The sequence below is a fragment of the Exiguobacterium sibiricum 7-3 genome (assembly GCF_000620865.1).
GTDB classification, from domain to species: Bacteria; Bacillota; Bacilli; order Exiguobacteriales; family Exiguobacteriaceae; genus Exiguobacterium_A; species Exiguobacterium_A sibiricum_A.
The window spans coordinates 1-12,786 of record NZ_JHZS01000004.1; the positions used below are offsets into that span (position 1 = coordinate 1).

At 47.8% G+C, this 12,786-nt stretch carries 12 protein-coding genes and 1 other annotated feature; all 12 genes read left to right on the forward strand.

Features of this window, described 5'->3' with window-relative positions:
* Window positions 1–190 precede the first annotated feature (190 nt).
* The 12 genes from P402_RS0100005 (at window position 191) to P402_RS0100060 (ending at window position 12,698) form a co-directional block, all read left to right on the forward strand.
* Window positions 191–646: a CtsR family transcriptional regulator gene (locus P402_RS0100005; RefSeq protein ID WP_026826895.1), complete on the forward strand. Its 456-nt coding sequence runs from the start codon at window positions 191–193 to the stop codon at window positions 644–646.
* A 16-nt stretch (window positions 647–662) separates the two neighbouring features.
* Window positions 663–1,091 carry a hypothetical protein gene (locus tag P402_RS0100010; RefSeq protein WP_026826896.1) on the forward strand — a complete coding sequence of 143 codons (429 nt, stop codon included), beginning with the start codon at window positions 663–665 and terminating at the stop codon, window positions 1,089–1,091.
* The gene (locus tag P402_RS0100015; protein WP_026826897.1) at window positions 1,084–2,157 is read left to right on the forward strand and encodes an ATP--guanido phosphotransferase; all 1,074 of its coding nucleotides are present in this window, start codon (window positions 1,084–1,086) and stop codon (window positions 2,155–2,157) included. The genes P402_RS0100010 and P402_RS0100015 overlap by 8 nt, the downstream gene beginning before the upstream one ends.
* The gene (gene clpC, locus P402_RS0100020; RefSeq protein ID WP_026826898.1) at window positions 2,157–4,604 is read left to right on the forward strand and encodes an ATP-dependent protease ATP-binding subunit ClpC; all 2,448 of its coding nucleotides are present in this window, start codon (window positions 2,157–2,159) and stop codon (window positions 4,602–4,604) included. The genes P402_RS0100015 and clpC overlap by 1 nt, the downstream gene beginning before the upstream one ends.
* A gap of 79 nt (window positions 4,605–4,683) precedes the next feature.
* Window positions 4,684–6,060 (forward strand): DNA repair protein RadA, encoded by a 1,377-nt coding sequence (gene radA, locus P402_RS0100025; RefSeq protein ID WP_026826899.1) that lies wholly within the window; start codon window positions 4,684–4,686, stop codon window positions 6,058–6,060.
* 131 nt (window positions 6,061–6,191) lie between these two features.
* The gene (locus tag P402_RS0100030; RefSeq protein ID WP_026826900.1) at window positions 6,192–7,280 is read left to right on the forward strand and encodes a PIN/TRAM domain-containing protein; all 1,089 of its coding nucleotides are present in this window, start codon (window positions 6,192–6,194) and stop codon (window positions 7,278–7,280) included.
* 58 nt (window positions 7,281–7,338) lie between these two features.
* Window positions 7,339–8,022 carry a 2-C-methyl-D-erythritol 4-phosphate cytidylyltransferase gene (gene ispD / locus P402_RS0100035; RefSeq protein WP_026826901.1) on the forward strand — a complete coding sequence of 228 codons (684 nt, stop codon included), beginning with the start codon at window positions 7,339–7,341 and terminating at the stop codon, window positions 8,020–8,022.
* 2 nt (window positions 8,023–8,024) lie between these two features.
* Window positions 8,025–8,507, forward strand: coding sequence for a 2-C-methyl-D-erythritol 2,4-cyclodiphosphate synthase (gene ispF, locus P402_RS0100040; protein WP_026826902.1), 483 nt, complete (start codon window positions 8,025–8,027; stop codon window positions 8,505–8,507).
* A gap of 45 nt (window positions 8,508–8,552) precedes the next feature.
* A complete protein-coding gene (gltX, locus tag P402_RS0100045; RefSeq protein WP_026826903.1) occupies window positions 8,553–9,998 on the forward strand; it encodes a glutamate--tRNA ligase in 1,446 nt (481 codons plus the stop codon).
* Window positions 9,999–10,217, forward strand: a binding site (T-box leader).
* Between the two features lie 45 nt (window positions 10,218–10,262).
* Window positions 10,263–10,946 (forward strand): serine O-acetyltransferase, encoded by a 684-nt coding sequence (cysE, locus tag P402_RS16035; RefSeq protein WP_034769411.1) that lies wholly within the window; start codon window positions 10,263–10,265, stop codon window positions 10,944–10,946.
* Window positions 10,900–12,297 carry a cysteine--tRNA ligase gene (gene cysS, locus P402_RS0100055; RefSeq protein ID WP_026826904.1) on the forward strand — a complete coding sequence of 466 codons (1,398 nt, stop codon included), beginning with the start codon at window positions 10,900–10,902 and terminating at the stop codon, window positions 12,295–12,297. Before cysE ends, cysS begins: the two co-directional genes overlap by 47 nt.
* Entirely contained in the window at window positions 12,294–12,698 is a 405-nt protein-coding gene (locus tag P402_RS0100060) for a Mini-ribonuclease 3 (RefSeq protein ID WP_026826905.1), read from the forward strand. Before cysS ends, P402_RS0100060 begins: the two co-directional genes overlap by 4 nt.
* Window positions 12,699–12,786 lie beyond the last annotated feature (88 nt).

Consider the following 12,786-nt stretch of genomic DNA (forward strand, 5'->3'; position numbering starts at 1 on the left):
ACGCCGAAAGTAGTTGGGGGCTTCCCCCTGTGAGGATAGGACGTTGCCAGGCAAGTAAGAGACCGATCTGCATCTGCAGGTCGGTCTTTTTGTGTACACAAAATGAAAAGCCTAAATGTTTGCATTTCACTTTTAAGATGATTACTATTAAATCAAACAATAGTCAAAGATGGTCAGAGAGGTGGTGCCCATGCAAAACATCACAGATATCATCGAAGCCTATTTAAAGCAGATTTTACATGATGAGAAAAAAATTGAAATCAAGCGTCAGGAAATTGCAGAACGTTTTGATTGTGTACCCTCACAAATCAATTATGTCATCAACACCCGTTTTACGATTGAAAAAGGTTATTTTGTTGAAAGTAAACGTGGTGGCGGTGGGTATATCCGCATTCAAAAGATTGTCATTTTAGATAGTCATGATCTGTTAGATGAGATCAGCCGGTGGGTTGGAAACGATTTAACAGAACAAGCTGCAGAAGATTACCTGATTCGTTTAGTAAATGAACAGCTTTTGACACGACGAGAAGCGATTTTGATTCAATCGTTGTTGCAGAAGGAAAGTCTACCAATGGCACTTGAGGATCAACGTCGGATGCGGGCTCATTTGATGCAGACCGTCTTGCAAACCATTAAACGACTGTGACACGGGAGGAATGTGTATGCGTTGTCAGCGGTGTGGTGAACGAGAAGCTGTCGTCCGTGTCAAACTCCCACAAGATCAAGAGGGAACTGAACAAGTCCTTTGTTCGGTTTGTGTAAAAGAATTGGCAAAAGCCTATCAAGAAACTGCTTGTCCTTCATGTGGGATGACACGTCACCAACTTTTACATTTACGAAAAGTTGGTTGTGCAACATGCTATTCGTTTTTTAAAGAAGAAGTAGATGGGATGATTCGTCAGTTTCAACACGGTCATACGAAACATTATGGCTCACGTCCTGAAGAAGAGTCGGTCGAGAAACGATTGGCACAACAGTTGAGTCGACTCAAAGAACAATTAAACCGTAAGATCTTATCGGAAGACTATGAAGAAGCAGAACTCATCAAGCAGCAGATTGTGAATGTGGAGGAGGATTTGCGCCATGTTTGAAGAACTATTGACGCAACCTCTTAGTCAAAAGATGGATCAGCAGGCACCTTACGATGATATCGTCGTTTCGACACGGATTCGCTTAGCGCGTAATGTGGCCCATTATCCATTTTCGACAAGAATGACAGAAAATCAGGCAAATGCGTTAATCAACGAAACAGAACGTCAATTATCCGGACTAAAAGGATTTCAATTCGGGCGAGTCGATCAAGTCGATGCCTTAACACGAACTGCTTTAGTGGAAAAACATTTGATCAGTCCTGCTCTTGCGACGCATCCCCGAACCGGACTTTTTATAAGCGAAGATGAGCAAATCAGTGTCATGGTGAATGAAGAAGACCATTTCCGTATTCAAACTCTTTTACCGGGTCTGCAGTTAGAAGAAGCATTTCGGGTGGCAAAGCAAGTCGACCGTTTAATCAGTGAACGTTTCAAGATAGCTTTTGATGATACGCTGGGGTATTTGACGACTTGTCCGAGTAACGTCGGCACAGGTTTACGGGCTTCGGTCATGTTGCATTTACCGGGACTCGTTCTGACAAATCAAATCCAAGGGTATATTAAACACCTGCGGCAGCTAGGTTTTGCGATTCGTGGGCGTTACGGCGAAGGAAGCGATGCTTCAGGCCGAATGTTTCAATTGTCGAATCAACGGACACTTGGAGCCAGTGAAGATATGCTGATTACGGATTATCAATTTGCAGTTGAAGCATTAATTGAAGCAGAACAGGCTGCAAGAAAAGGATTATTGGAGACGTATCAAGAAGAACTAGAAGACCGGCTCTACCGGTCATCCGGAATTTTACGATCGGCCCGATTAATTACGGCACGGGAAGCAACAGAACGTTTATCAGATGTCCGGTTAGCCGATAGCCTAGGTTTGGCAGTCGAACTTCCGCCAAACTTATTCCATCATTTGCTTGTATCGCTACAAACAGGTTTTCTACAAAAGCATTTCGGGAAACAATTAACATCAAGAGAACGGGACATCGAACGAGCGAGCACCATTCGTCAGATGTTAACCGAACAGACAAACAGGGATCACACACAAGGAGGTTTTGCGTAATGATGTTTGGACGATTCACAGAACGTGCTCAACGCGTACTCGCACTTGCACAAGAAGAAGCGGTACGTCTTGGTCACCATAATATCGGGACAGAACACATTTTACTCGGACTTGTACGTGAAGGAGACGGGATTGCTGCGAAAGCCTTGACAGCACTTGGACTCAGTTCAGATAAGATTCAAATGGAAGTTGAAGCTTTAATCGGTCGCGGTCAAGACGGTGCGACAACGATTCACTATACACCACGCGCGAAAAAAGTCATCGAGCTGTCGATGGATGAGGCCCGTAAACTAGGCCATTCGTACGTTGGTACAGAACACCTCCTACTTGGTTTAATCCGTGAAGGAGAAGGCGTCGCAGCACGTGTCTTAAACAACCTTGGCATCAGTCTCTCTAAAGCCCGTCAGCAAGTACTCCAATTGCTTGGCAACAGCGAAACGACAGCCAATGCGTCGCAAGCGGGCTCTGGTGTCGCGACACCGACGCTTGATGGTCTCGCACGCGACTTGACACAACAAGCACGGGAGACACGTCTTGATCCAGTCATCGGTCGTGCGAAAGAAATCCAACGTGTCATTGAAGTCTTAAGCCGTCGGACGAAAAACAATCCGGTCTTAATCGGAGAGCCGGGTGTTGGTAAAACAGCCGTCGTCGAAGGGCTTGCCCAACAAATCATCAACAATGAAGTACCGGAGACGTTACGGAATAAACGCGTCATGGTTCTCGATATGGGAACACTCGTCGCCGGAACAAAATACCGTGGTGAGTTCGAAGACCGTTTGAAAAAAGTCATGGACGAGATTCGTCAGGCTGGAAACATCATTCTCTTCATCGACGAATTGCACACATTAATTGGTGCCGGTGGAGCAGAAGGAGCAATTGATGCATCAAACATCCTCAAGCCGTCACTTGCCCGTGGTGAATTGCAATGTATCGGTGCGACAACACTGGATGAGTACCGGAAGTACATCGAAAAAGATGCGGCACTCGAACGTCGTTTCCAACCGATTCAAGTTGCTGAACCAACAACAGATGAAGCGACACAAATCTTGTTTGGTCTTCGCGACCGTTATGAAGCACACCACCGTGTGACGATTACGGATGAAGCGATTCAAGAAGCCGTAACACTTTCGGACCGTTACATCTCAGACCGTTTCCTACCGGATAAAGCAATCGACTTGGTTGATGAAGCCGCTTCAAAAGTTCGTTTACGCTCATATACAGCACCACCGAACTTAAAAGAAGTCGAAGCGAAGCTTGAAGGTATTCGTAAAGACAAAGACGAAGCCGTTCAAAGCCAGGAATTCGAAAAAGCAGCCAGTCTCCGTGATACAGAACAAAAATTGCGTGATGAATTGGAACGCTTAAAAGAAGAATGGCAGAACAAGCAAGGCAACGAAAAATTAGAAGTGACAAAAGACGATATCGCACAAGTCGTCGCCAACTGGACAGGTGTTCCGGTCACGAAGATTGCAGAAGAAGAAACCGACCGCTTATTACGTCTTGAAGAAATTCTTCATGGACGTGTCATCGGTCAAAATGAAGCCGTTAAATCGATTTCAAAAGCAATCCGTCGTGCACGCGCTGGTTTAAAAGATCCAAAACGTCCAATTGGTTCATTTATTTTCCTCGGACCAACCGGTGTCGGTAAAACGGAACTTGCCCGGGCTGTCGCGGAAGCGATGTTCGGTGACGAAGATGCCATCATCCGAATCGATATGTCCGAGTACATGGAGAAACATGCGACAAGTCGCCTTGTAGGTTCTCCTCCGGGATATGTCGGATATGAAGAAGGCGGTCAGTTAACGGAGAAAGTACGCCGGAAACCATACTCTGTTATCTTGCTTGATGAAATTGAGAAAGCACACCCTGAAGTCTTCAACATTTTGCTTCAAGTGCTAGACGACGGTCGCTTGACGGATTCAAAAGGTCGGACAGTCGACTTCCGAAATACGATCATCGTCATGACGTCAAATGTCGGAGCAAGTGCACTCAAACGCAACAAATACGTTGGCTTTGCAGTCTCGGATGATACGGATCGTGAGTACAAAGATATGAAGGGGAAAGTCATGGATGAGCTGAAAAAAGCCTTCCGTCCTGAATTCTTGAACCGGATTGACGAAACGATCGTCTTCCACTCACTTGAGAAAAAACACATCGAGGAAATCGTCAAATTAATGGCAAAAACACTTGAAAAACGTCTGGCGGAACAACAAGTGCATTTCGAGTTGACGCCGGCCGCGCTCTCGAAAATCGCGGATATCGGATATGATCCGGAATACGGAGCCCGTCCAATCCGTCGTGCTCTTCAACGGGAAGCAGAGGATCGTTTGTCAGAAGCCTTGCTTGCTGGTGATATTCAAAAAGGTGAGCGGGTGGCACTTGATGTCGAAGATGGTGAATTTATCGTCCGCCGTCATCAAGCTGAACCAGCAACGACCGAATAATTGATCAACAGGGTCCAGCTTTCGCAAGTATGAGGCGAAAGCTGGATTTTTTTCTTGATAAAAAGAAAGGATGAATCAATTGGCTAAACTAAAGACGAAGTTTGTTTGCCAAAGTTGTGGAACGGAATCTCCGAAATGGATGGGCCGTTGCTCCGGCTGTGGGGAATGGAACACGATGGTCGAAGAAGTCATAGAAGAGAAAAAGGCACGGCGGGGTTCTGCCTTCGTGCACACGACGACAAAACAATTAAAACCGGAACGGTTATCGAATATCTTGTCACAGGAAGAAAGCCGCGTCTTTACGGGTAGCGGTGAATTTGACCGGGTTCTCGGCGGTGGGATTGTACCGGGCTCGATGGTTCTTGTCGGTGGAGATCCCGGAATCGGGAAGTCGACGATTTTACTTCAGACAAGTGCACGACTCGCCGCGCGTGGAGAGAAAGTCTTGTATATTTCAGGGGAAGAATCGCTTAAACAAACAAAATTACGGGCGGAACGACTCGGCTTACCGACACAGGACCTGTTTGTCTTGAGCGAGACGGACATGAATATGATCGAACGGGTCGTCGATGAAGAAAACCCGGCCTTCCTGATTATCGACTCGATTCAGACCGTCTATATTGATGAGATTCAGTCGGCTCCAGGCAGTGTCACGCAAGTCCGGGAATGTACAGCGATGCTGATGAAAATTGCCAAGAGTCGTGGTATTGCGATCTTCATCGTCGGTCATGTGACCAAACAGGGATCGATTGCCGGACCGCGTCTGCTTGAGCATATGGTCGATGCCGTGCTGTACTTTGAAGGGGAACGCCACCATACGTTCCGGATTTTACGTGCCGTCAAAAACCGCTTTGGTTCGACGAATGAAATCGGCATTTTTGAAATGCGGGAATCAGGTCTTGAAGAAGTCTTGAATCCATCTGAGATTTTCCTGGAAGAACGGACATCCGGTGTGTCCGGTTCGACCATCGTCGCCTCAATGGAAGGAACGCGGACAGTTCTTGTGGAACTACAAGCTTTGATTTCTCCGACATCGTTCGGTAATCCACGCCGTATGGCGACCGGAATCGATCAGAATAAAGTCGCTTTGCTGATGGCTGTTTTAGAAAAACGGTCGGGCTTGTTGCTCCAGACGCAAGATGCGTATCTCAAGGCGGCAGGTGGAGTCAAACTCGATGAACCGGCGATCGATTTAGCAATTTGTGTCGCAGTCGCATCCAGTTTCCGCGATAAGCCGACGCGACCGACAGATGTCGTCATCGGAGAAGTCGGATTGACCGGAGAAGTCAGACGCGTATCACGGATCGAACAACGGGTCGCGGAAGCGGCGAAGCTTGGTTTCACCCGTGCGATCATTCCGAAAAACAATCTGGGTGGCTGGACGTATCCGCCCGGCATCACGGTAATCGGTGTTGAAAGTGTCGATGAAGCGTTACGGGAAACGATTCCGTTTTAAGCGGTTTCAACTATGGCAAAAGATGGGGAAGGTGTAACAGACCTGTAAACAGTTTCCCCATCTTAAGGCGTAGGTGATTCAAATAAATACATGTTACAATGAACTTAAAATAATAAAAGGAGGTGGGAAGATTGAAAATCGTCATCAGGATCTTTTTTGCATTACTAGGTCTTGCGCTTGGTATCTTGTTGCTTCCTCAATTATTTCAGCTGATTGAAGCGGCGACGAAGATGGCTTTCCCGGAATGGTTGATGACCACATATGTAACAGGAACGATTGGTGCACTCATATTTTTATTAATTGGATTATTCATTACGGATTCTGTGATTCGACTTCTCCGGTTTTTAGAAGAAAAGTTAGTGAAAGCACCGGTCGCCGATTTATTTTTCGGCACATTCGGCTTATTGGTTGGTCTTGTCATGGCATTTCTTGTCAGCATGCTGATTGAACTAGTCGGTATTCCATTACTCAGTAATGTGTTAACCGTGATTGTCGCAGTTTTGTTCGGTTACCTCGGATTCACGGTCGGTTACCGGAAGCGTCACGAACTGACAAAAGTCTTCTTGCGTAACAGTAACAATCAGACGGAGAAAAAAGCAGCTGAGCCTGTTATTGTGGCAAAATCGAACAGTAAAGTTCTCGATACGAGTGTCATCATCGACGGCCGGATTACCGATATCGCGAAAACCGGATTTGTGGAAGGTAAACTGATTGTTCCGCAATTCGTCATCGGTGAGTTGCAGTATATTGCGGATTCATCAGATACACTGAAGCGAAACCGCGGACGTCGTGGACTCGATGTGCTGAAGGAATTGCAATCGATTCCCGGGATGGAAGTTGAAATTTATGACGGTGATTTTGAGGATGTTCCGGAAGTTGACATCAAGTTGATTAAACTGGCAGAACTGATCAAAGGAATCGTCGTCACGAACGACTACAACTTAAATAAGGTCTGTGAAGTGCGGAACGTACCCGTCTTGAACATTAACGATTTGGCGAATGCCGTCAAACAGGTGGTGATTCCCGGTGAAGAGATGACGGTTCTTGTCATCAAAGAAGGAAAAGAGCAAAAACAGGGAATTGCGTACCTCGAGGATGGAACGATGGTCGTCGTTGAAGAGGGAAAACATTTGATTTCGAAAACGATTGGTGTTGTCGTGACAAGTGTGCTGCAGACGTCTGCAGGACGAATGATTTTCGCGAAACCCCAGGAAAAATAAACAGCGGACTGCCAAATCTATTTTGGCAGTCTTTACTTATGGGAAAAGAGGGAATTAGATGAAAGAGCACACATATCGGATTGTCATTCCGGCCGCCGGAGCAGGGAAACGGATGGGGGCCGATCGAAACAAGTTGATGCTGACGTTACGAAACCGTTCCATCATCGAATGGACACTGGATGTCTTTGAGCAGGATCCGGCTTGTCTTGAAATTATTCTTGCGATTAATCCAGCGGAGCAATCGTGGTTCGAACGTATCACGGCACAATACAAGACATCGATCCGTCTCGTCCCGGGTGGGCGGGAACGCCAGGAAAGTGTGCAGCGTGGACTAGAGGCGGTGACAGAACCGGGTATCGTCTTGATTCATGACGGAGCACGACCGTTCGTGACTGTCGAATCGATTCAGCAGGTCGTCGAAGCAGCTGAACAGACCGGAGCTGCGATTTTAGGGGTGCCGATTAAGGATACCGTCAAACGGATTGACGGCGACGTGATTGTCGAGACGGTCCCCCGCGATCAGCTGATGGCAGCCCAAACACCGCAAGCCTTTGATTTAGAGAAGATTCGAAGCATTCATGCCAAAGCGGCGACGGAATTTTTAGGTACGGATGACGCAAGTTTGATAGAATGGGACGGAGGAACGGTGACTTGGGTCACCGGACAATATGAGAACATTAAAGTGACGACACCGGACGATTTACTGTTTGGAGAAGCCATTCTAACGAAACGAGGGAAATGATGATGATTCGAATTGGACAAGGATTTGATGTACATGCCTTTGCAGAGGATCGCAAACTGATTTTAGGTGGAATCGAGATTCCGCATACGAAAGGGTTACTCGGTCATTCGGATGCTGACGTCCTGTTACATACGATTGCTGACGCGGCTCTTGGTGCGATCGCAGCGGGCGATATCGGAAAACACTTCCCCGATACGGACCCGGAATTTAAAGACGCCGACTCAGCAAAATTGTTGCAGCACGTTTATGCACTCGTCAAAGCACAAGGTTATGAACTGGGCAATTTAGACGCGACCGTCATTGCACAAGCTCCAAAGTTACGTCCATACATCGATACGATGCGGGCACGGATCGCGGAACTTCTTGACGCGGATATCGAACAAATCAACGTCAAGGCGACGACGACGGAATGGCTCGGCTTTACGGGACGTGAAGAAGGAATCGCATGTCAGGCTGTGATTTTGCTGAAACGAATCGAAGAATAAGGTATACTAGGTAAGCGAATTTTAGACTAAAGGAGTGGATCGGTAATGGCAGAAGTACGTGTACGTTATGCACCAAGTCCAACGGGACACCTTCATATTGGAAACGCACGAACAGCATTGTTTAACTACCTGTTTGCACGACATGCAGGCGGCAAGATGATTTTACGGATTGAGGATACGGATCAGAAACGAAACATCGATGGTGGTGTGGAAAGTCAGATGAAGTACCTCGAATGGCTCGGCATCGACTGGGATGAAGGTCCGGGTCGCGGTGGCGACTATGGTCCTTACTTCCAAATGGAGCGACTCGATCTGTACAAAAAATACACAGACGAGTTACTTGAAAAAGGACTGGCTTACCGCTGTTATATGACATCGGAAGAGCTCGAAGCAGAACGGGAAGCGCAAATCGCCCGTGGGGAAGCACCACGTTATTCAGGTGCACACCGCAACCTGACGCAAGAACAAGAAGAGGCGTTCGTTGCAGAAGGACGGACACCGTCGATTCGGATCCGTGTTCCGGAAAGCGTCACCTACACATGGAACGATATCGTCAAAGAAGACGTCTCGTTCGAATCAAAAGACTTCGGCGATTGGGTCATCGTTAAAAAAGACGGGATTCCGACGTACAACTTTGCTGTCGTCGTTGATGATCACTTGATGGAAATCAGCCACGTCCTGCGTGGAGACGACCATATCTCGAACACACCGAAGCAGATGATGATTTATGATGCGTTCGGTTGGGACTATCCGACATTCGGTCACATGACATTGATTGTCAACGAAGAACACAAAAAACTCTCGAAACGTGATCAGTCGATCATCCAATACATCGAGCAGTATAAAGATCTCGGTTACTTGCCGGAAGCGTTACTTAACTTCGTGACGTTACTTGGGTGGTCGCCGGTCGGTGAACAGGAAATCTTCACAAAAGAAGAGTTCATCGAAATTTTCGATGCGTCCCGTCTTTCAAAAAGTCCAGCTGTCTTTGACCAACAAAAACTGGCTTGGATTAACGGTCAATACATGAAACACCAATCGTTCGAAGAAGTATTCGAAGCAAGCCTGCCATTCCTGCAAGACGCGGGACGTGTGTCAAGCGAACCGACGGAAGAAGAACTTGTCTGGGCACAAAACCTGGTCGGATTATACCGGGAACAGATGACACATGGCGCAGAAATCGTCGAGCTTTCAGAGATGTTCTTTGAGGATGAACTGGTGTATGATGAAGAGGCAAACACTGTCTTGGCAGGAGAAACCGTTCCTGCAGTCTTGAGTGAATTCGCGAACCAGTTGCGGACACTTGAAGAATGGACACCGGAAGCCATTAAAGGGGCAATCAAAGCAACCCAAAAAGCAACCGGACAAAAAGGGAAAAATCTGTTCATGCCAATCCGTGTCGCAACGACCGGACAAACACACGGACCAGAGCTTCCGAACACGATTCAATTATTAGGAAAAGACCGCGTACTTGCGCGTCTAGACGCATAAAATAAAGCGTAGATGAGGAAAGTAGGAACGATGTCCGTTGTACAGAGACAAGCTTGAGTGGTGAGAAAGCTTGAACGGACGCGCTTTCGAAATGCCCCTCTGAGTGCTACCCGAAATCAGTGAGAGTAGGCGTAGACGTATCTCCGGCGTTAACGGACCGGAGAGGGATGATTCAGTTCATCCAAACAGAGTGGGACCGCGCTGATTGGCGTCTCTGTGCAGCGATGCACGGGGGCGCTTTTTCTTATGGAGAGGAGAACGAACATGACACGGATGCGTGAAGATATCCGCAATGTATTTAAACAGGATCCGGCAGCCCGGAGTACGATGGAAGTCGTCTTGACCTATCCGGGATTACATGCCGTCTGGATGCACCGGTTGGCTCATCGTATGTGGAAGATGAATTTGCATCTTGCCGCACGGCTGTTGTCGCAATTCAGCCGGTTCCTGACGGGAATTGAGATTCATCCCGGTGCGACAATCGGCCGGCGTCTCTTCATCGACCATGGTATGGGAGTCGTCATTGGGGAAACGGCGATTATCGGCGACGATGTCACCCTGTTCCAAGGTGTGACACTGGGGGGAACAGGGAAAGAAACGGGCAAACGGCATCCGACACTCGGAAATGGTGTCCTCGTATCAGCCGGAGCACGCGTACTCGGTGATATCACGATTGGTGATTCATCGAAGATTGGCGCAAGCTCCGTTGTTCTAAAAAATGTACCGTCAAATGCGACAGTTGTCGGAATTCCCGGACGTGTCGTGATACAAGACGGAATAAAAGTCGATGCACCGCTTGATCATCAATTACCCGATCCGGTTCGTGAATGCCAGGAACGGGTTGAACTGGAACTTGAACAATTAAAACGTGAGATTGAACGAATAAAAGGAGGACACCGCCATGATACAACTTTACAACAGCATGACCGGAAAAAAGGAACCGTTTAAACCGCTCGAAGAAGGAAAGGTCAAGATGTATGTTTGTGGACCAACCGTCTATAACTACATCCATATCGGGAATGCCCGTCCGGCCATCGTCTTTGATACGGTCCGCCGCTACTTTACGTACCGGGGCTATGACGTTAAATATGTCTCGAACTTCACGGATGTCGACGATAAAATCATCCGGACAGCGAATGAGCTCGGAGAAGATTACCATGCACTGACGAAACGATTCATCGAAGCCTATCACGCGGATACAGGTGCGTTGAATGTCCAAAAAGCGGATATTCATCCGCTCGTCACGGAAACGATGGACGATATCATCGCTTTCATCGAAGTGCTCGTCGAAAAAGGGAATGCCTATGCGTCAAGCGGAGATGTCTACTTCCGGACACGCAGCTTTAAAGATTACGGTCAGCTAAGTCAACAGTCGATTGATGAACTCCGCTCGGGTGCGCGGATCGAAGTCGGCGAGAAAAAAGAAGATCCGCTCGATTTCGTCCTATGGAAAGCAGCGAAACCGGGTGAACCGGCATGGACGAGTCCATGGGGAGAAGGCCGTCCCGGCTGGCACATCGAGTGCTCAGCGATGGCGAAAAAGTATCTCGGGGATACGATTGATATTCATGCGGGCGGACAAGACCTTAAATTCCCGCACCATGAAAATGAGATTGCTCAATCGGAAGCTTGCAACTCACAGAAGTTTGCGAACTACTGGATGCATAACGGGTTCCTTAACATCGAAAATGAAAAGATGTCAAAATCACTGGGCAACTTCTTAACGGTCCACGAAGCGATTCAAGCCGTCGATCCGATGGTCTTACGTTTCTTCATGCTGTCGGTCCAGTACCGTCATCCGATCAACTACAGTCGTGACCTGATTGATCAGGCAGCAAACGGGTTGGCACGAATCCGTGAATCGGTCGCAAACGTTGAACATCGTTTGACGATGACGGCTAATCTTGGAACAGCAACTGACAAATGGTTGAACCGGATCGAAGAAATCAAACAGCACTTCATCACATCGATGGATGATGATTTCAATACGGCGAACGCTGTGACCGATTTGTTTGATCTGTCGAAGGAAGCGAACCTCTACCTTGGAGAAGACCAGGTCGCAACAGACGTGCTGGAACGATTCTTGGCAGTGTTCCATGAACTGTCGACGGTCCTCGGTGTCACGTTGACGATTGAAAAAGGGTTGCTCGATGAAGAAGTCGAACAGTTGATTCGCGATCGTGACACAGCACGAAAAGAACGGGACTTCGCCCGGGCAGACGCGATCCGTGATCAACTGCGTGACCAAGGCATCCTGCTTGAGGATACAGCGCAAGGGATGCGGTGGAAGCGCGGATGAAGAACTACAAACAATTAAATGCCCTGGCACTCGCTTATATGGGCGATGTTGTCTACGAGATGCACGTCCGGGAACGGTTGCTTGAAAAGGGATATGTCAAACCGGGTGAGTTGCATCAGGCTGCCATCCGCTATGTCCGCGCTCAGGCGCAAGCCTTCGTCGTGACACACTGGTTAAATGAAAATACGTTAACAGAAGAAGAACAAGCCGTCGTCCGGCGTGGGAAGAACGCGAAATCCGGTTCTGTCCCGAAAAGTACGGATGTTCATACGTACCGTTATGCAACGGCGTTTGAAGCATTGCTCGGATATATCTATCTTGCAGAAGGAGGGGATCGTCTTGAAGAACTCATCGGACAAGCGTTCGAATTACTCGAAGCCGAAGCAACGGACGGAAAATAAACCGTTCCAACCGGCGCGTAAACCAAAAGATAAGTCACATGGCGAAAAAACGAGACAGAAGAAAGTTGAAGCAAAACAAGAAGAGACC

What these genes read in the sequence shown, in the direction of transcription:
- ispF (WP_026826902.1), top strand. Translation starts at nt 8,025, where the DNA reads ATGATTCGAATTGGACAAGGATTTGATGTACATGCCTTTGCAGAGGAT.
- cysE (WP_034769411.1), top strand. Translation starts at nt 10,263, where the DNA reads ATGACACGGATGCGTGAAGATATCCGCAATGTATTTAAACAGGATCCG.
- gltX (WP_026826903.1), top strand. Translation starts at nt 8,553, where the DNA reads ATGGCAGAAGTACGTGTACGTTATGCACCAAGTCCAACGGGACACCTT.
- P402_RS0100060 (WP_026826905.1), top strand. Translation starts at nt 12,294, where the DNA reads ATGAAGAACTACAAACAATTAAATGCCCTGGCACTCGCTTATATGGGC.
- P402_RS0100010 (WP_026826896.1), top strand. Translation starts at nt 663, where the DNA reads ATGCGTTGTCAGCGGTGTGGTGAACGAGAAGCTGTCGTCCGTGTCAAA.
- clpC (WP_026826898.1), top strand. Translation starts at nt 2,157, where the DNA reads ATGATGTTTGGACGATTCACAGAACGTGCTCAACGCGTACTCGCACTT.
- ispD (WP_026826901.1), top strand. Translation starts at nt 7,339, where the DNA reads ATGAAAGAGCACACATATCGGATTGTCATTCCGGCCGCCGGAGCAGGG.
- cysS (WP_026826904.1), top strand. Translation starts at nt 10,900, where the DNA reads ATGATACAACTTTACAACAGCATGACCGGAAAAAAGGAACCGTTTAAA.
- P402_RS0100005 (WP_026826895.1), top strand. Translation starts at nt 191, where the DNA reads ATGCAAAACATCACAGATATCATCGAAGCCTATTTAAAGCAGATTTTA.
- P402_RS0100015 (WP_026826897.1), top strand. Translation starts at nt 1,084, where the DNA reads ATGTTTGAAGAACTATTGACGCAACCTCTTAGTCAAAAGATGGATCAG.